Source organism: Paenibacillus intestini (assembly GCF_030803945.1).
In the GTDB taxonomy this organism is placed as follows: Bacteria; Bacillota; Bacilli; order Paenibacillales; family Paenibacillaceae; genus Paenibacillus; species Paenibacillus polysaccharolyticus.
Window position 1 is genome coordinate 68667 of record NZ_JAURUN010000010.1, and the last position, 19825, is coordinate 88491.

The window sequence follows — 19825 nt, forward strand, 5'->3', positions numbered from 1 at the left end:
GTTACACATGCAACATTTCCGTGCATTACATGCATTATGGCAACTAACGTGCTGATCATGTATCGCTATTCAAACCCATTAAACTAAACTCTATGCGTTCTCCATTACACTTTCCTTCGCCAAATCCTTAAAATATCGATCATTGTACAACATGCTTGGGTGAGTTGGATGATAAGTTAGGGCAATATCGTTGTGCTCCTTCGCTTTCGCTCGGTTGCCCATTCGATCATAACATACACATAGTTGCAGATGCGGCATCCAAGTCCATGCGGCTTCATTCAGTACAACCATCGGATCACCTGGACGGTTCGCCTGCACAGCCTGTTCGTACCAGAATATAGCTTGGCGATAGTCTTCTCTGTCAGCAAAATATCCCCCCAGTCGGCAACACACCTCTGCTCTAGGCAAATCATAGGCAAAAGAACGAAACAACGCCGCCGATTCCCGTTCCGGACGTTTCAGTACGGCCTCGCAATCCGCAATTTTTTGGCAGGCGGCAATCCGATCCTCCACCCATCCCAGTCCGGTGTCCAGAAATTTCTCATAGTAGGTTATGGCTTCCTCATGAAAAGCATGGTCTTTCAGTTCATTGCCAAAATAATAGAGGTCACGCGGTGAGAAGTCTTCACCGGCCTGTTCACGTTTGCGATATATTCGCAAATTTCGATCTGTATACACCTTATCTTTCTTATGGGTCACAGCCACATCACTATGCAGCAAATTGCCTGCTACAGCAAGGTATTCATGCACTGCACCAATCCAGCGAAACTGGCGATCCCGCCGCACCAGACGATTTCGCCGTAGACTATACGAGACCTTTCCATCTGGCGTGAAGGAGAGGTTGTAATCCATCGTTACACTGTCCACAGCCGGATCAAGCGACTGTTTCAATGCGATCAGCTTGGCGCGATCCTGCGGTTCAAACACATCATCCGCATCCAGCCACATAATATATTCACAGGAAGCTTGGTCGAAGGCGAAATTACGTGCCGCCGCAAAGTCATCCACCCACTCAAAATCGAAAATACAGTCGGTGTACTGAGCCGCAATTTGCCTTGTACGATCCGTGGAACCTGTGTCCACAATGACGATCTCATCGACAATTCCTTTTACGGAATCCAGGCATCTGGCGAGGGAAGTTTCTTCATTTTTTACAATCATACATAAGCTAATTCGAATTCCCTCTTCGCCTCGTTTAATTCTGCGGTTATAGGCCGCCGCCCCCGGTAAATCGGACAAACGATAGATATGATAGGCTGGGTAGTGGGTATCCACAAACAGTTGAAACCCATACGCCTGAGCACGAATGCAGAAATGACGATCCTCTCCCCAAAAAGAAACATTCGGGATACGGTCAAAATTCACTCCCGCTTCAAGTACAGATCGCCGAATTAGAGTACAAGCGCCTAATCCGCCCACCTCATAACAACCCGGAATACGTAGCTGGTTTAGAAAGGCGCTCGCCTGTGCGTCCTCATCCTGCGCCTCTGTTGCCTCGAGAACTGAACCCCCCCGCCGATAGAGTGCATATTCATCCTGAAGCCATACCTGCGGCATTTCCTTTGTTCCCGGTTGCCAGCTGGTCCAAAAAATATTGGATACAATCTCGTTTTGGTTCGATACCAATTGTTCCAGCGTTCGAGGGTGCAACACCAGATCAGAATCGATCAGAAACACGCCATCATATTGATGTTCACGTGCGTACTGTAAAATGTTATTTTTCAGCCTGGCCACTCGCCATACCTGTTCGTTTCTCCAGTAATGCCCACCTTCATCTTTGTTGTAGTTTCCTGGGTCGGCCGCGTCCCCACTCTCCGTACCATTCATATCGCGAGCATGGATCACCTTACCGTTATGTCGAAGTACAAAATCGTTCAGCATTTGGGAGGAGGCTTCCTCCTCATTATCATCTACAAACAAATAGTCTGTACGCACCGTCTTTCGCTCAAGGCTCTGCAGGGAATTCAGAAATTCATTCAGAATGGCAGCTGTCTGCCGTACAGGGCTAGCAATCAGGATACGCTCACGGGTACTTTGCGAGATGTCCTCATCCTCATCCTTTTCCTTTTCCTTTTCCTGTGGCTGTGGCTGTTGATGTTGGTTCTCCTTCTGAGATTTGGAGGGTATGGTATCCGCTTGTGTTTCACCTTGGACACTTTTGTTACTGTTTTTACGTTCTAGCGGGTCTTTCACCAATGAAGCTCACTCCCTTCCCTTAATCAGACCATGGAATAAGCCGAGGCTCTGCATCCAATATCGATTCATATTGCTCTTTCCAGCCATACCTTGCTTCGGGGTCCAGTGTTTGGTATCTCTCATATTTGCGAACGCGGTCTTCTTCTCTTGCCCAGCCATAATGCTTTACTCGCGGGGGATGACAGGCATAGGGCAGATGCTGAATGCTCAACGGGAATCGTCCGCAATGCTGCGGTGTTTCCTTCCATTCATAGACAATCCCGGGACGATACTTGACTAGAAAAGGTCGATAATACATATGAGCCTGCCAGTACACATCTTCCCGGTACGCAGTCTCACTCCACATATCATATAAACGGAAGTAAATCGCTTCTTCCAATCCACTTAAGAGGTCATCCCTCAAAACACCAAAATCCGGCGTTAAAACCTCGTCTGCATCTAAATTAAGAATCCATTCCGGGTTAGTTGAAAGGGTCTCCTCCCATTGTTGTTTTCGCAGACTCACCTCATCGGAAAAACGCGAGACCGGATTCTGCACTAGTACTAGAGGGATACCGTGTAAAAGCTCCCTACACATAGCAGCCGTCCCATCCGTGCTTCCATCATCAATAATGACAGCCCGATCAATCCATGCACGATGTGTCATAAGTGCCCGCCTAAGATATCGCTTCTCCTCGTTGCATACAATCATGGATAAGGTGATATGCGGCCTGTTCCTAACTGGTTGTTCCTTGCCCTGTTCCCGTTTGTGTTGCTCCTGTTCTTCCAACCCCACACCCCCATGCTTCCGGTTCTTTTAGACGCAAACCCTCTATATCCAATCTATGCTAAGCTGGAATCCGGTTATGCAGGGCAAAGTGTTCCGGCATAGCCACCTCGGGATTTACTTCACACCTAACACAAAAAAAGCACTCGCTTGCGCGAATGCTTTTGGAACAGGATATTTCTATTCAGTTTATTTTTGAATACGGACTATTTATGAAACCTTCGATTTAACGATATGCCGCCAAACGATCATTCAAGCCGCGTGTCTGTCCGTACACCTCTTGATAAAGGGCAAACAAACCGTCATATACCGCTACCGTCTCCGGGTTTGGTACGTAAGATTTCGCTGGACGAATAAACGCCGCCGCACACTCTTGCATTGTCGGGAACCAGCCACTGCCATAAGCCGCCAGCATAGCTGCCCCCATCGCCGGACCTTGCTCACTCTCCAGCTTCACAATCGTTGCATTGAAAATGTCCGCTTGCATCTGCAGCCAAGCTTCGTTCTTCGCTCCGCCTCCAATGGAGATCACCTCATTGACCGTCTTACCTGCACCACGCAAAATATCAATCGACTCACGTAACGAGAAGGTGATGCCTTCCATTACAGCACGTCCAAAATGCTCCAGTTTATGCCCGGCATCCATGCCGATAAAGCTGCCTCGAATGTTGGCATCCGGGTGAGGTGTGCGCTCCCCTACGATATATGGCGTGAACAACAATCCGTTGCTTCCTGCCGGAATCTGGTCAATTCCCTGTAGAAGAGCATCAAATGATTTGTCCGCTGCGAAGGTGTCTTTAAACCAGGAGAGACTGTATCCTGCTGCCAGCGTCACACCCATAATATAGAAGGCATCTTTCTCACCATGGTTAAAAAAGTGCACTTTCCCTTCGAAATCGAGATCCTTTCGTTCTTCGTACGAGAGAACAACTCCGGACGTACCGATGCTGCACATCGTCTGTCCTTCACTCAATATGCCTGCACCAATTGCACCGCAGGCATTATCGGCACCGCCAGCAAATACTTTGGTTGCTGGCGCCAAGCCTGTTTGCTCTGCAATCTCAGGCAACAAGGTGCCGACTTCGTCGAATGATTCAACTAGGCGCGGGCAAAGCGTCATCGGCAGATTAAATGCGGATGCGATCTCCGTGCTCCATTGTTTGCCTGCCACATCCAGCAGCAACGTACCCGCTGCATCGGAATAATCCATCGCGTAATCGCCAGTCAGGCGGTAACGGACGTAGTCTTTTGGCAACAGAAACAAAGACGCTTGTTCCAGCAATTCAGGTTCATTTTCCTGCACCCACAAGATTTTAGGTAACGTAAATCCTTCCAATGCACGGTTCCGGGCAATGCTGAGTAACTTGCTATCAAGAACCTTCTCAATCCGGCGGCACTGTGCTGTCGTTCGGGTATCGTTCCACAGGATGGCATTGCGCAGTGGTTTACCTTCTGCATCCACCAGCACCAGCCCGTGCATCTGCCCGGAGAAGCTTAATCCTTCAATCTCGGAAGGCTGCACGCCAGATACTTCCAGCAATTTGCGAAGCGACACAATTGTCTGCTCCACCCAATCCTCTGGATTTTGTTCACTATATCCAGCTTTAGGCTGGTACAGCGGATAAGCCTCCGATGCTTCAAATGCCACTTTACCTTCACGATTGACCAAAACGGTCTTGACCGCGCTCGTTCCGAGATCGACGCCAATTACATAACTCATAAGTATACTCCTTTCGTTTATACAGGATTGAAACCTTAGGTGCGGCATGCTGAGCCACTCCGTGTGCAGAAAACCCTCCGATCGCCCCTTACCCCCGGATTTCCTCACTTTCCCCTTTTCAAGGGTGAAATCCGGTTGTAAATGCGAACACTTCGTTTCTCCGGGTCCTTTCTGCTCACTCCGTTTCTACATGCCCTGTAACGTTGCTTTCAAACGGTACAAACGTACTCGTTTGGGGCAACTCGGGGGCCAACAATGATAACAAACCGTCCCCGCCTTCCCAGAGGAAAGCGGGGACGGTTTGAATGTCACGCTTATTCAACGTCCAGGGTGCAACATACTTTTGCACCGAGTAAGAAGAGGTATGATTCCTGCTTTATCTACGGCAATGATCTAGCCATAGGCAGTACGCTTGGGCAGGAATCTACTCTTCCTCTAAGACTGTTATTAGTCAGCCAGGATGTATTGGTTAAGCTTTGCTCTCAGCAATTCCTGACGTCCGGATTGGTTTTTGCGTGGGTTTTCGTTGTTCAAAGCATACTCCGCGAGGGAAGCAAGTGTTGCTTTACCTGCAACAACCTCTGCACCGATGCCTTCGTTGAAGCTGCTGTAACGTTGCTCGATGAATTCATCGAATACACGGTCTTCGATCAGCTTGGAAGCGACTTTCAGACCTTTCGCATACGTATCCATACCTGCGATGTGAGCCAGGAACAGATCCTCAGGTTCGAAGGAGCCACGACGAACTTTCGCGTCGAAGTTTACGCCACCTTTGCCCAAACCGCCGTTTTTCAACACTTCGTACATGGTCAGAGTAGCATCATACATATCAACCGGGAACTCGTCCGTATCCCAGCCAATCAGCAGATCGCCTTGGTTCGCATCCAGGGAACCGAGCATGCCGTTGATACGCGCTACGCGGATTTCATGATCAAATGTGTGACCAGCCAGCGTTGCATGGTTCGCTTCAAGGTTCAGTTTGAACTGTTTGTCGAGATCATATTTTTGCAAGAACGCAATGGAAGTTGCTGCGTCGAAGTCGTATTGGTGTTTTGTTGGCTCTTTAGGTTTAGGCTCAATCAGGAACTGAGCGTCGAAGCCGATTTCTTTTGCATAGTCAACAGCCATATGGAACATACGAGCAATGTTGTCTTGCTCCAGTTGCATGTCCGTGTTCAGCAATGTGTCGTAACCTTCACGGCCACCCCAGAAAACATAGTTTTCTGCACCGAGACGTTTACCTACTTCCAGACCTTTTTTGATCTGCGCTGCTGCGTGAGCATATACGTCTGCGTTGCAAGTGGATGCTGCACCAAACATGAAACGTGGGTTGGAGAACATGTTAGCTGTGTTCCACAGCAGCTTTTTGCCGCTTGCTTTCATGTGCTCTTCCAGCAAATCAACGATGGTGTCGATGTTGCTGTAGAATTCACGCAGTGATGCGCCTTCTGGAGCCACGTCTACATCGTGGAAACAGTAGTATGGCAGATTCATTTTTTCCATAAATTCAAAAGCCGCTTCCACACGAACTTTCGCTTTATCCAGACCGGAGTAGCTATCCCATGAACGTACTGCTGTTTCAGCGCCGAACGGGTCACTACCGCCTGCAGTTAATGTGTGCCAGTAAGCCATACCGAAACGGAAGTGTTCTTCCATCGTCTTGCCAGCAACAACTTCTTGCGGATTATAATGTTTAAAAGCAAATGGATTCTTGGAATCTTTACCTTCGAATGCAATCTTATTAACGGATTCAAAATAGGCCATGTGATAAATGCCTCCTCAAAAGTTTTAAAAGAGTTTGTTTAAGAAATCGTTTACACCGTTATCCTAACACATCCATTTTACTTTGTCTATTGGTTAAACAAAGTAAAAATAAAATTGTTTTTTCCCGCTTCGTTTACGCTATAATAGTCGAATAGCTTCTTAGCGGATATACATGAAATCCTTTGTTACAAAGAATAGGAGTGTCTTATCGATATGAAAATTACCGGAGACCAGATGCTGGTCAAAAAAATAAACAAGTCGATCGTACTGGATACGATTCGCCGTCATGCCCCCCTTTCCCGGGCGAAATTGTCCGAAGTGACCGGTCTCAACAAAGCAACGGTTTCCAATCTGGTAGCGGATCTGATCAGCGATGAGTTGGTGCAGGAGATTGGGCCAGGAGAATCCAGCGGTGGACGTAAACCGCTAATGCTGCTTTTCAGAGGTACGGCTGGATATGCTGTTGGTCTGGAACTGAGCGTAACGCGTTTGAAGGGAGTACTCACCGACCTCGAAGGTCATATCGTTGCCGATTATGCCGTCGATCTGAAGCAGCATGATGCAACGTCTGTATTTGAACAATTAAAGCTGGCTGCGAGGCACCTGATGGAACAGGCTCCCCCCTCTCCGCATGGAGTAATTGGCATAGGCATCGGTGTTCCAGGGATGGTGGATGAGCAAGGAACCGTACTGTTTGCGCCCAACTTAAAGTGGGAAATGGTGCCTTTGCGATCCATGATGGAAGAAAGCTTCAACCTTCCCGTCACGATTGATAATGAGGCCAACGCGGGAGCACGGGGCGAATTAAACTTTGGTGCAGGTGTTGGTGTGCGTCATCTGATTTATATCAGTGCAGGGATCGGGATTGGTTCAGGCATTATGGTTGATGGTGAATTATATAAGGGTGCGTGGGGTTACGCGGGTGAGACTGGACATATGTCCATTGAAGCAGAGGGTCTGCCTTGTTCTTGCGGTAATCGGGGATGCTGGGAGTTATATGCTTCGGAAAAAGTATACGAACACCCGGATCAGCAGCACCTGCCTGCACATACGACCAAAGAACTGATTGAACACGCCCAGAACGGACATCAGGACGTGATCGCCTTATACAATATCATCGGACGCAAGCTGGGCGTTGGCATTACCAACATCGTAAATAGCTTCAACCCGGAGCGTATTATTATTGGCGGTCCGCTTTCGGAGGCTAAGCCTTGGATTGAATCTGCCCTCAAACAGGTGGTCGAGGAACGTACCCTGCCTTATCACCGTCGAAGTCTGCAAGTGGAATGGGCTGCACTTGGTAGCCGTTCGACTCGAATAGGGGCTGCTTATTCTGCAATATCCCAATTTTTAGGTAATGTAAGGGTCTCTGTTTAATATTTAGCTAAAAATCATTAAAATTGACAAGATTTCGCCCCATTTCCTCCCTTTTTGTTAAAGAAATCCAGAGGTATAATGAGATTATGTGATTTTTGTCATGGCAGCGTTCTCGTTGCCGTGTTATCCGATAATGAAACGGAGTGAAACTCGTGACCTACGTGGATACATCAGATATCTCGGCGCCAGTATTTGTCACCGTACTCCTGTTCCTGATTGTGCTTGCGCCCCTGTTCAGCCTGGGCATACTTCGTTTTTTTCAGAGCAAAAAGAAGGCTGGTCTCATGTACATGCTGTCAGGCTTACTGGTGTATGTCGTATTTCAGACATGCATGAGTATTTTTTTCTAGCGAAGAATTCTTTACGCTTGAATGTACTCCTATACTCAAAGGCAAATGATGTTGCTCCGACTAAAAAGGAGACGCTTATGCGCAATGTCCTCAAGTCCAGACGTTGTCTTACGCGTCTTCTTTTTGTTTTCCCCCATTTCTTCCAACATCAGAAAAATTAAAAAAAGACCGTACCTTATACGGTACGGTCCCTTCCCAATCTTACTTCTATATTCAAACGGCTCGCGCGAACCGGAATAGCTTCAATTCTGTTAAACTACATAGCCAGCAACCATAGCTAGCCAAGCATGAATTAAGCGTCCAATACTTTAGCAAATTGTGTTTTATTCATACCCAGAATGCGGTGTTCACCGATTACAGTCAAAGGAACTGCACGTACGCCCATATCCCATACTTGTTGTGCGAACTCGTCACTTGTTTCGATGTTGCGCTCTTCGTAAGCAATACCTTTATCAGCCAGGAAAGTCTTGACGGATTTGCAGTTCGGGCAGTTGGTGGATGTGTATACAATTACGTTTTCCATGTTTAGTTCACCTCAGAATTATTATTTGTTATATATGGTTAATTATTTATAAGCTAAATGAAGCACTGTTTAAACATCGGGCTTTCCGAATTACAACGCTACTGCGCTGTGCTCCAGGCTTTCAATGAATTTCTCGGTGTCCATTGCAGCCATACATCCGCTACCTGCAGCGGTAATGGCTTGTTTGTAACGTGTATCCTGAACGTCACCACATGCGAATACGCCTGGAATGTTTGTCTCAGAAGTACCTGGAGTTGTCAAAATGTAACCATGCTCGTCTGTAGTAATCTGACCACCCAAGAAACCTGTGTTTGGTGTGTGACCAATCGCTACAAATACGCCGCTTGCCGGAATCACTTCTTCTTCACCAGTTGCGTTGTTAAGCACTTTCAGTCCAGTTACGCCGTTGTCGCCAGCAATCACTTCAAGTGGTGTGCGGTTCAGTGCCATTTCTACTTTCTCGTTGCTGCGTGCACGATCTTGCATGATTTTGGAGCCACGCAGTTCTTCACGACGGTGCACCAGTGTTACTTTGGAACCGAAACGGGACAGGAAGCTTGCTTCTTCCAGTGCGGAATCGCCACCGCCGATAACGATAATTTCTTTATTACGGAAGAAGAATCCGTCACATGTCGCACATGTGCTGACACCGCGGCCCACGTTTGTTTCTTCTCCTGGGATACCCAAATATTTAGCAGATGCGCCTGTAGACAGAATCAACGTCTCGGATACGAGTTCGCCCATACCCTCGACTTGAATTTTGAAAGGACGCTCGCTCATGTCGATGTTGTTTACCCAGCCCGTACGGAATTCTGCGCCAAAACGCTCCGCTTGTTTACGCATGTTGTCCATCAGTTCAGGGCCCATGATGCCATCAGGGAAACCCGGGAAGTTCTCCACTTCTGTCGTTGTTGTAAGTTGTCCACCCGGTTGCGGTCCTTCAATAACGAGTGGGTTCAAGTTGGCACGTGCCAGATAGATTGCTGCTGTCAGCCCTGCAGGGCCTGTTCCAATAATAATTGATTTATACATGTATAGTTCCTCCCCCATGTTCTGCAAAAAGATCAAGCTCTCCGGCATCAAAAGCGCGAGCCTTTGCATACACTAGAACGGATAGCCCACATCATGTCCATAAGAGCTGCCTACGAATATGACGATTCACCTATGCAGAAACGGAATTCTAATTTATAATCATTCTAATCTGTTGTTCATTATGATCTCTTTTATGTACGGTGTCAATGCTCGGCAGCGATTATGAAGAAGTCTTCATCAGGAGGGAAAATGGAAGCATGAACGACGCTCTACTCGGCAGTATTATTTCGGCCATGTCTACCGGACTTGGGGCCGTACCGATCTTATTTATGCGTAAAATATCACATCGTCTGCGCGACATTCTGCTCGCTTACGCAGCGGGTATTATGACTTCAGCCTCGGTGTACAATCTCATTCCCGAAGCACTGGGACAATCTAATTTATTTGTTCTTGCTTTTGGCATTATGCTCGGCAGTCTGGTTCTGCTGGTGCTGGAGATGCGTATTCCGCACGTAGATCTGGAAAACCCCGAAAAGATGCCTTTCAAAATTGAAGGCAAAGCTTTCATGATTATCGCAGCCATTACGATGCATAACTTGCCGGAAGGCTTGTCTGTCGGTGTAAGTTATGCAAGTACGGATGAAAACTTAGGCAACCTGATTGCCTTTTCTATCGGTTTGCAAAATGCACCGGAAGGCTTTCTCGTCGCTCTCTTTCTCGTCAATCAGAACATCGGCCGCTTTAAAGCACTTGGTATTGCAACATTGACTGGGGCTGTAGAGATTATAACGGCCATGATCGGATATACACTCAGTAGTCTTGTTGCCGGACTGGTGCCTTACGGTCTCGCGTTCGCAGCAGGTGCGATGATGTTTATCGTTTATAAAGAGCTCATCCCTGAGAGTCATGGTGACGGCAATGCACGCGCAGCTACGATCTCCTTCCTGTTTGGTCTGATTACGATGATCGGACTAACCGAACTGTTCTAGATGGGTGAAAGGCAAAAGAACCCGGACCACAGCGGATGCTGAAGTCGGGTTCTTTTTTTAGCCACAAATGAAGATTCCATGAAATTACTGAAATTGCTGAAATCATCTGTAAGGCAATTTATATTTTCTTTTTATTTAAACGATCAAGATTGAATAAATCGAATCAGTTCAGCATTGAATTTTTCCAACTCATCGTAAAATGCACCGTGTCCACTCTCTTCAAACACAACCATTTCAGCCGAAGGGATCGCTTTGTGCATCTCTTCAGCGAATTCGAACGGACAGATTTCATCTTTTTTACCGTGGAAAATGGCTGTAGGCACCTGGATCGTTTTCAATTCCCCGCGCAAATCCTCATCACGCAACGCCATCGCACTGTTAATCGTACCATAAGACGAAGCTTCCATGCCTAGTGCATGGAACCATTGCATGAAAGGCTGGCTGTGCTTCTTCGCAAAAAACATTCCGCCGAACGTATCCAATAGCTTCGCACGATCCGTGAAGATCGGCTCAATAATCTGCTCATTCAGCTCATCCGGCGTTAAACCGTACGGATAACCTTCACGCTGCGTAAATACAGGTGCCGCCGCCGACAGCAGTGCCAGCTTCGATACTCCGTGTCCCTGATGACGCGCCATATAATGTGCCGCGATAGCACCACCCATGGAGAAACCAGCGAGTATGGCATCTGTCAGCCCCAGGTCGTCAATAACAGCACGAACATCGTCTGCCATGCGGTCATAATCATATCCAGTAGACGGCTTATCGGATAAACCATAACCTCTGAAATCCATTGCAATGGTACGAATGCCGTGGTTCGGTAGCACATTCAATTGGTATTCAAACATTTTATAATTGACAGGCCAGCCGTGCAAAAATAGTACCGGAGTCCCTTCACCAATATCTTCAACATATACTTTTACATTCGGTTCAACTTGTACATAACGGCCCATTGTTCACAGCTCCCTTTATCGTTAAAAGTAATTATCGTCAGTGAGATACATTGCATTACATTGTATCGTCTCTTCGACTATTACCCTCTGACAACAGGTTCAAACGGGAGCTGCTGGGGCACTGTGCGTTAAAGCACAACTTAACGCAACAGTCGAAGTCCATTCAGAATCACCAAAATGGTACTGCCTTCATGACCAACCACTCCAAGTGGCAAAGCAATATCTTGTAAGAAGTTACCTGCGATTAACGCTAACATAACTGTAATGGCAAACCACATATTATGCTTCACCGTGCGTTCGGCTCGCCGAGCTTGCCCGATTACCCAAGCAATCTCTTCGATATTATCATTCATAAGCACCGCATCGGCCACTTCAATTGCTGTCCCACTGCCTGATAACCCCATGCCCATCCCCACTGTTGCTGCCGCAAGTGCAGGCGCATCATTAACCCCGTCACCAACCATCAGCACATGACCATATTGCTCACGGAGCGCTTGCACCTGTGTGACCTTATCTTCAGGTAGCAGTTCAGCATAGACCAGACTAACCCCGGTTTCACCGGCAATGACCCAAGCTGAACGGGCACGATCACCGGTTAACATCGCTACTTTGACACCCATGCTCTCCAGCTTCTTCACAGCTTCAACCGCCTGTGGACGGATCATATCCCGCATCGCAATCAAACCCGCAAACTCACCATTGACAGTTACAACAGATATCGTTTTGCCTTCCTGCTCCAGTCGGGTACATACCGCTTCCCAGTCTGCTTCACCGTTTACGAGTACATCATTGGCTATAGACTCCACAGCTTTGCCATTCTTTAATTCGCCAGTTGGCGTTACAGCTAGTGTTTCCCTAGCTTCTCTCTCTTCCATCGTCTGCTTCTCTTGTATCTCTTGTGCCCAAACTGTTCCATCCAGCCGCCCAATCTTCCACACGACGCCACTTATGCTTCCTTGAATGCCGTGTCCTGTAATAGACTGCACATGCTCTGCCTCTTGTAGAGGTAAGTTTTCTTTACTCGCCTGTTCCACGATAGCCCGAGCAAGGGGATGCATCGAGAGATTTTCAACAGACGCCACTGCGGACAATAATTGCTCTCTGCTTACGCCCGGTGCAGTGAAGATATCCGTTACTTTGGGAGTTCCCATCGTGAGCGTACCTGTTTTGTCAAAAGCGACCACTCGGGTATGAGCAATATTCTCCATATGCGCCCCTCCCTTGAACAAAATCCCGCGGCGAGCGCTGCTGGACATTGCAGACAGCATCACAGGCATGATGGAAGACACCAGTGCACAAGGTGATGCCACGACAAGAAAGACCATGGCTTTGTAAAAAGCTTCATTCCACGTCCATCCCAAGAGTAGTGGTGCTCCTACAATAACAAGAAGCGTAACACCTACAACAATTCGTGCATAGATACCTTCAAAACGTTCCATAAAACGTTGCGAATCCGGTACCTCGGCTTGCGCTTCCTCCACCAGCTTGATGATTTTTCCGAATAGTGAGCCCTCGGCCGACTTGGTGACTTCAACATATAACGCCCCCTCACCATTCACTGTACCAGCGTAAACTTCGTCCCCTGCACTCTTATCTACTGGCATCGATTCCCCGGTAATCGACGATTGATTGATAAAAGAACTTCCCCGATAAACAACTCCATCCGCAGGAATCAGCTCGCCTGGCTTCACGAGTAGCAGATCCCCCGGTTGTAAATCTTCAATCGCCACGACATTCATTTGTCCATCCTCGATCCGCAGTGCCGTCTCCGGTTTAAGTGCCAGCAAAGATGAAATGTCTTTGTGACTACGCTCCGTCGCGTAGCTTTCCAGTGCTCCACTAAGGGCAAAAATAAAGATCAGCATCGCGCCTTCATTCCAATAACCAATTGTCGCCGCTCCAAGTGATGCGGCAATCATTAGCAAGTTAACGTCCAGATCACGATCCTTAACCAAAGTTTCGACACCTTCTTTGGCCTTCGTCCAGCCGCCAATCCCATAAGCGGCAATGTAGATTATCACAGACAACGTGGCAAAATAAGGTGCTATCCCCCATGCAATCAGCATCATGATGCCACTGCCCAGCGCTGCCTGCATCTCCTTGTTCTGCAACATCGCGCGAAAATTCGGTTTCTTGCCCCGTTTGGGTCCAGGAGTATGGGCCGATTGTTGCTTGGCTTGCTGTTTCCCTTGTAAAGGCTGATGTATCGCTTGCATATAAATCACGTTCCCTTCGAAGGTTTTGTTCTCATCTGACTGCATTGCCCAAGTTGTATTGAGAATGAGAGCCATTGTTATTGCCCTAAAAATGGCACATGCTGCTACGGGAATCCCGTAGCAGCATGATTTTGAGACGATCGGCACTTTCATTAGATCATTAATCCAGTGAGAATGATAATCATTTTTGTACTTATGCAATTATTTTTACTCAATACAACTTTTTCTCAATTATATGCCTGTATTGTTCATTTGTAAATGGGTGTTTCAGGCTAACGATCATGAGAAACCTTATTTCATCGAAAATGCATCATTTTTAATGCTATCGATCACTAGGAACACTATTCTTTGCATTTAGCCCATTTCTCGCCCCTAAATGCTGAAAAATGAATAAATAACTTCTCTGCTAATCGTTAGATTTTAAATCTCGGTAAAAGAGGCAAATAAACTCCGTGGAGATCGTTAGCGCTAGCTCCTCCTTCTCCTCGTTCCAATGACCTAAAGATAAAGGGATACTCGTTCGTTATGTACCTACCATAAAGCTTTGCCACAAAGAACTCTTCATACAAAAAGGCCAAAGCCCACTGAACATGGCTTTGACCTTTCAAGTACGACATACTTTGATACACCTACAATTGTAATTTACTTTTACGCGCCTACACTCGCACCTTGGCTCGCTTTAATCGCCTGCTCCAGATCATAAATGATATCCTGAATGTTCTCCGTCCCAATGGACAAACGAATCAATTCCGGATTTACGCCAGCTGCTGTTTGTTCTTCTTCCGTCAATTGAGCATGGGTTGTGCTTGCCGGATGGATGATCAATGACTTGGAGTCACCTACGTTCGCAAGGTGGGAGAACAGTTTCACGCTTTCGATCAATTTACGCCCTGCCTCTACACCGCCTTTAATGCCGAACGTCAGAATCGCACCTTGTCCTCTTGGCAGATATTTCTGCGCAAGCTCATAGGATGGATGACTTGGCAGACCAGCATAACTCACCCACAGAACATCCTCATGTTTCTCCAGATACTCTGCAACTGCCAGTGCATTGCTGCTATGACGTTCCACGCGAAGATGCAATGTCTCCAAACCTTGTACCAACAGCCAGGAGTTAAATGGTGAAATGGACGCTCCCAAGTCACGTAGCAACTGTACACGTGCTTTGATAATATAAGCAATCGGTCCAACCGCTTCTGTGTATACAACCCCGTTATAACTTGGGTCTGGTTCAGTCAGTCCTGGGAATTTGCCGCTTGCTTTCCAGTCGAATTTACCGCTATCTACAATCACACCACCGATGGATGTACCATGCCCGCCAATGAACTTGGTCGCCGAGTGAACGACAATGTCCGCTCCATGTTCAATTGGACGAAGCAGATACGGACTTGGGAACGTGTTATCCACGATCAGAGGAATACCGTGCTCATGGGCGATTGCTGCCACGGCTTCAATGTCAAGTACATTACCTTTCGGGTTACCAATCGTTTCAGCGTACAATGCTTTTGTTTTCTCCGTAATCGCCGCTCGGAAGTTCTCCGGATCACTGGAATCTACAAATTTCACATCAAGGCCCAGTTTCGGCAACGTTGTGGAGAAGAGGTTATACGTTCCGCCATACAGACTTGCCGAGGACACGATCTCGTCTCCAGCACCGGCAATGTTCAGCAAAGAGAACGTAATAGCTGCCTGACCCGAAGCCGTAGCCAATGCGCCTGCTCCACCTTCCAGAGCAGCAATCCGCTGTTCAAATACATCCGTTGTTGGATTCATCAGACGCGTATAGATGTTGCCAAACTCTTTCAAACCAAACAGATTAGCAGCATGCTCCGTATCACGGAATCCATAAGATGTTGTCTGGTACAAAGGTACAGCTCTAGATTGGGTTGTTGGGTCAATCTCTTGACCTGCATGAATAGCTAATGTTTCAAATGAAAGTTCACGTTCGTTTGACATAATTCTGAATCCTCCCTTGATATATGCACTCTGGTGCATCCTGATCTCAATTACTGGCTTCTTGATGTCTCATCATGGCGGCTTATGTTTTCCATATTCTCTCACAAGATGTCGGTTTTGAAAAGAGTTATTTCCGATTTTTCCGATAAGAAATGTTAATATGTAAAGTATGATCCTGCTGTACTAAAAAAACCTTTGCCATGGCAAAGGTTTTTCAGTTCATTCATCGTTAGAATTTCTTCTAATCTCTCATTGCATTTCGTGCAGCTTCATCATTCAGCATAAAACTTTTCATCCGCTAAAGGAACGGATCGTTGACCAATTCTCTACTAGTCATTCAATGCTTACGGTTATTAAACCTTCACAGCGTCCCATACCGCTCGCAGATGCTTGGCAGCAGGCACAGCCTCTTCTGCATTCACACCTTCCAGCGAGATATCAATGTGTGGTTTATATGTCTTGAGCAATTCGAAGAACAAAGGATAATCCAGAATGCCCGCACCAGGAACGGGATTATACTTCTCACCCTGTGCATTGAAAGCTACATCTTTCGCATGAATCACGATCATCTTCTCATACAGCTTCTCCATTACTTCACGCAGAAAAGCTCCTTGATCTGCTGTATGATGCTGTTTAATAAGATTGCACGGATCAAACAACATGCCCAGATTGGATGACGGAATCTCTTCAAACAACCGGGTCATATGTTCATGCGTATGAAGCGTATGGGTCGCCACGGGTTCAATGGCAGCATGTACGCCCCATTTTTCAGCTTCCTCCGTGATCTCCTCCAGCGTATCTTTCAGAACACTCCATGACTTTTCATCATATGTGTCTGGATGAGAATCCTTATAAGTCGTTCGTTCTCCTGTTTCTGTTGCCACCATACTGCACCCAAAATCCCGGGCATAACGCAGATGTTCCTTGAACCGGTTAATATCTGCGCGACGGCGTACAGGATCAGGATCAATCGGGTTGATGTAACAGCCTAGAACGGCAATTTTCACCCCGCGGCTAGCAAATTGTTCTCCTACCTCATTAGCGAATCCAGGACTCAATTTGCCGTTCGCTGAATCCATGTCCGACAATGCTTTGGCAAGAGCCAGTTGCACGGAGTTGAATCCGTTGTCCGCAATGATTTGCGCCAGCTCAGCTGTAGGCCGTTTACCAAACGTATGGGCCAGAACACCAAGTTTCATCTCATTGCCTCCTTCTGCAAAACGGATCTTGGATGACGGATTAACGCGCCATCCATCCGCCATCCACATTAAGTACGTGACCATTCAAATAATCCGATGCAGCAGAAGCCAGGAACACCACTGGACCTTTCAAGTCCTCAGGTGTTCCCCAGCGACCTGCTGGAATACGTGCCGTGATATCGCGGTAACGGTTCTCGTCCGCACGAATTTGAGTTGTATTATCCGTTTCCATATAACCTGGAGCGATACCGTTAATCTGAATGCCTTTGCCAGCCCATTCATTAGCCAGGGCTTTCGTCAACCCGGCAACGCCGTGTTTACTAGCCGTGTATCCTGGAACATTAATGCCACCTTGGTAGGAAAGCATCGATGCAATGTTAATGATTTTGCCACTTCCACGTTCAATCATATGTCTCCCCGCCAGCTGGCTCAGGAAAAATACACTGTTCAGGTTCAACGCGATGACATCATGCCAATCCTGATGTGCGTGATCCGCTGCCGGAGTACGGCGAATAATGCCGGCATTGTTGACGAGAATATCAATTCTGCCTTGGAAAGAAAGTGCTTTTTCAAACACAGCTGACAGTTCCTCTTCCTTGCTCAGATCAGCTTCGATGATATATGCTTTACGTCCCAGTGCTTCAATTGCACTTGCCGTCTCCGCCGGTTTGGAGTAAGACACCAGCACCACATCTGCCCCCGCTTCAGCGAGGCCAACTGCCATTCCTTGCCCGAGTCCTCCTGAAGTACCTGTCACCATTGCAACTTGTCCGCTTAAATCAAATGGGTTCATGAACATTTCCTCCACATGTCTTTGATATGCAAATTACAACTGTATCGTTCGTTATTTCATCCCGTTAAAAATACATGAAGTTAACTTGTGTAATCCACGTTGACACCACTCTGCCTGTATAAAGCCGCTGTCCCTTCGTCCAGATTCCGGTCACTGATAATATAATCCAGTTCAGAGCACTGTGCGAAGGTACGGAGTGCAAATTGCCCGAATTTGTAATGATCCACTACGCCAAACACCTGCTGTGCAGCAGCAATCATTGCTTTCTTCAGAGGAACCAAATCCCCGGTATAGATGGACAAGCCAAATTCAGGATGAAGCGCCGTTGTTGAAATGAAGGCTTTGTGAATGTTCAGACCGGAAATAAATGCCGCCGTATCTTCACCCACCAGCATATTACGCACACGCGCTCCACCAGGAACGACCAGTCGCACCTGTTCCTTTTTCGTCAGCTCTGCAATGATGTACAAATCACTTGTGATCACCGTCAGCGGCTGGTTATCGAGCCGCTTGGCCATCTCTAGCGTGGTGCTGCCACCATCCAGTGCTACAATATCCCCAGGCTTAATATAAGCAAGTGCTCGTTCGGCAATCTCGGTTTTCTCGGACTGGTGTTTCTCCAGTGCCCCGCGGCTGTTCAGAATCCCATATTGGTCATTCTGAGCCAGCATAGCTCCGCCGTGTACACGCACGAGCAATCCCATACTCTCCAGCTTATCGAGATCCTCTCGCACCGTTTTGCCAGTCACCTGCAACAGTTCGCTCAGGTCACTAACCGTGACCTCCTGGCGTTCTAGCAGAGCCTCCATGATCTTTTCATGTCGTTTCAATGGATTCATCTAATCAACTTCCTATTTCTTTCTTATTTCAGATCCTTCATCGCTACGCCGTCCATGTCTTCGAACGTTTGGTTTTCTCCAGCCATTGCCCAGCAGAAAGTGTAGTTGCTTGTGCCCACACCGCTGTGAATAGACCAGCTTGGAGAGATGATCGCCTGACGATCACGTACAACGAGATGACGCGTTTCCGTTGGCTCGCCCATCATATGGAATACAACGCCATCTTCAGGCAGGTTCCAGTACAGGTACACTTCGGAACGGCGGTTATGCGTATGTGCCGGCATCGTGTTCCACATGTTACCTTTGTTCAACTCTGTGATACCCATAACGAGCTGACAGCTCTTGATCCCGCCTTCACCTTGGTGAATGTAACGGTAGATGGTACGTTCGTTGGAGGTTTCGATGCTGCCGAGGTGGTTCGGCTGTGCTTGCTCTTGAGTTGCTTTTACCGTTGGATAGGTATGGTGAGCTGGTGTAGAAACAAAGTAGAACTGAGCCGCCTGCTCTGTGCCATTGCTCTTGAATACCACTTCCTTAACCCCTTTACCGATGTAGAGGCATTCTTTGGCTCCAATCTCATACACTTCTCCGTCCGCTGTTACTGTGCCTTGTCCACCCACGTTAATGATACCGATTTCACGACGCTCCAGGAAAAAGTCCGTTCCGATATCTTTCAAGTTAACTTCAAGAGTGATGTCCTTGCTCTGTGTAACTGCAGTTCCGACAATGTAACGATCCACATGGGAGTACACAGTCACCAGTTCGTCTTTGGCAAACAATTGCTCCATAAGGAATTCCTCACGCAAACGAGCTGTATCATACGTTTTTACTTCATTCGGGTGTGCTGCATAACGGTTTTCCATTAGTAATCCATTCCTTTCGTCTTGTGAATTAAGTTTAGAGTTGAGCTCATTGATGCCTTGTGGCTTTCAATGAAGTTCACTATGTTTATTAAAGTTCATATGAGTTCATTTTAGTTCATTTCCTATCATTTGTGTACCCTTATTTTTATGATTCAACCAAATCACTGAATTGTGTTGGCTATTTCTAGTAAAACTTGTGACTCCAGTAACAATAAAACTCACTACGAAAAAAAGATGATTTCTGCAAGATAGCAGAGATCACCCTTTTTTAGTCAACTCTCTTTTTTTA

Annotated in this window: 16 protein-coding genes; 3 read left to right on the forward strand and 13 right to left on the reverse strand. The window is 47.1% G+C overall.

The genetic code is table 11. The features are described from left to right. Window positions 1-90 precede the first annotated feature (90 nt). From J2T16_RS22650 to xylA, 4 genes are all read right to left on the reverse strand, one after another. The gene (locus tag J2T16_RS22650; RefSeq protein ID WP_499019325.1) at window positions 91-2193 is read right to left on the reverse strand and encodes a glycosyltransferase; all 2103 of its coding nucleotides are present in this window, start codon (window positions 2191-2193) and stop codon (window positions 91-93) included. A gap of 22 nt (window positions 2194-2215) precedes the next feature. Then, window positions 2216-2887, reverse strand: coding sequence for a glycosyltransferase (locus J2T16_RS22655; RefSeq protein ID WP_154960189.1), 672 nt, complete (start codon window positions 2885-2887; stop codon window positions 2216-2218). A 301-nt stretch (window positions 2888-3188) separates the two neighbouring features. Next, window positions 3189-4682: a xylulokinase gene (xylB, locus tag J2T16_RS22660; RefSeq protein WP_154891737.1), complete on the reverse strand. Its 1494-nt coding sequence runs from the start codon at window positions 4680-4682 to the stop codon at window positions 3189-3191. A gap of 447 nt (window positions 4683-5129) precedes the next feature. Further along, entirely contained in the window at window positions 5130-6446 is a 1317-nt protein-coding gene (gene xylA / locus J2T16_RS22665) for a xylose isomerase (RefSeq protein ID WP_090924454.1), read from the reverse strand. 213 nt (window positions 6447-6659) lie between these two features. Here xylA and J2T16_RS22670 point away from each other — a divergent pair, with 213 nt between their 5' ends. Next, window positions 6660-7823: an ROK family protein gene (locus J2T16_RS22670; RefSeq protein WP_499019326.1), complete on the forward strand. Its 1164-nt coding sequence runs from the start codon at window positions 6660-6662 to the stop codon at window positions 7821-7823. A 161-nt stretch (window positions 7824-7984) separates the two neighbouring features. Then, complete coding sequence (locus J2T16_RS22675; RefSeq protein WP_260510823.1) at window positions 7985-8173, forward strand: hypothetical protein; 189 nt, start codon at window positions 7985-7987, stop codon at window positions 8171-8173. Between the two features lie 292 nt (window positions 8174-8465). Here J2T16_RS22675 and J2T16_RS22680 read toward each other — a convergent pair whose 3' ends face one another. Continuing rightward, window positions 8466-8696, reverse strand: coding sequence for a glutaredoxin family protein (locus tag J2T16_RS22680; protein WP_499019327.1), 231 nt, complete (start codon window positions 8694-8696; stop codon window positions 8466-8468). A 90-nt stretch (window positions 8697-8786) separates the two neighbouring features. Next, window positions 8787-9728, reverse strand: a complete 942-nt coding sequence (trxB, locus tag J2T16_RS22685) for a thioredoxin-disulfide reductase (RefSeq protein ID WP_090924450.1) — start codon at window positions 9726-9728, stop codon at window positions 8787-8789. A 257-nt stretch (window positions 9729-9985) separates the two neighbouring features. Here trxB and J2T16_RS22690 point away from each other — a divergent pair, with 257 nt between their 5' ends. Next, a complete protein-coding gene (locus J2T16_RS22690) occupies window positions 9986-10717 on the forward strand; it encodes a ZIP family metal transporter (RefSeq protein ID WP_090924449.1) in 732 nt (243 codons plus the stop codon). Between the two features lie 143 nt (window positions 10718-10860). Here J2T16_RS22690 and J2T16_RS22695 read toward each other — a convergent pair whose 3' ends face one another. The 7 genes from J2T16_RS22695 to kduI form a co-directional block, all read right to left on the reverse strand. Further along, window positions 10861-11670 (reverse strand): alpha/beta fold hydrolase, encoded by an 810-nt coding sequence (locus J2T16_RS22695; protein ID WP_499019328.1) that lies wholly within the window; start codon window positions 11668-11670, stop codon window positions 10861-10863. A 140-nt stretch (window positions 11671-11810) separates the two neighbouring features. Beyond that, a complete protein-coding gene (locus J2T16_RS22700) occupies window positions 11811-13886 on the reverse strand; it encodes a heavy metal translocating P-type ATPase (protein ID WP_499019329.1) in 2076 nt (691 codons plus the stop codon). 648 nt (window positions 13887-14534) lie between these two features. Beyond that, window positions 14535-15842, reverse strand: coding sequence for a homocysteine synthase (locus tag J2T16_RS22705; protein ID WP_154891739.1), 1308 nt, complete (start codon window positions 15840-15842; stop codon window positions 14535-14537). Window positions 15843-16195: 353 nt separating this feature from the next. Then, on the reverse strand, window positions 16196-17041 hold the full coding sequence (locus tag J2T16_RS22710; RefSeq protein ID WP_336121861.1) for a sugar phosphate isomerase/epimerase family protein: 846 nt from the start codon (window positions 17039-17041) through the stop codon (window positions 16196-16198). Window positions 17042-17081: 40 nt separating this feature from the next. Continuing rightward, window positions 17082-17834, reverse strand: coding sequence for a 2-dehydro-3-deoxy-D-gluconate 5-dehydrogenase KduD (gene kduD, locus J2T16_RS22715; protein WP_145334813.1), 753 nt, complete (start codon window positions 17832-17834; stop codon window positions 17082-17084). 80 nt (window positions 17835-17914) lie between these two features. Continuing rightward, window positions 17915-18673, reverse strand: coding sequence for a DeoR/GlpR family DNA-binding transcription regulator (locus J2T16_RS22720; protein ID WP_499019331.1), 759 nt, complete (start codon window positions 18671-18673; stop codon window positions 17915-17917). Window positions 18674-18696: 23 nt separating this feature from the next. After that, on the reverse strand, window positions 18697-19536 hold the full coding sequence (kduI, locus tag J2T16_RS22725; RefSeq protein WP_090924443.1) for a 5-dehydro-4-deoxy-D-glucuronate isomerase: 840 nt from the start codon (window positions 19534-19536) through the stop codon (window positions 18697-18699). Window positions 19537-19825 lie beyond the last annotated feature (289 nt).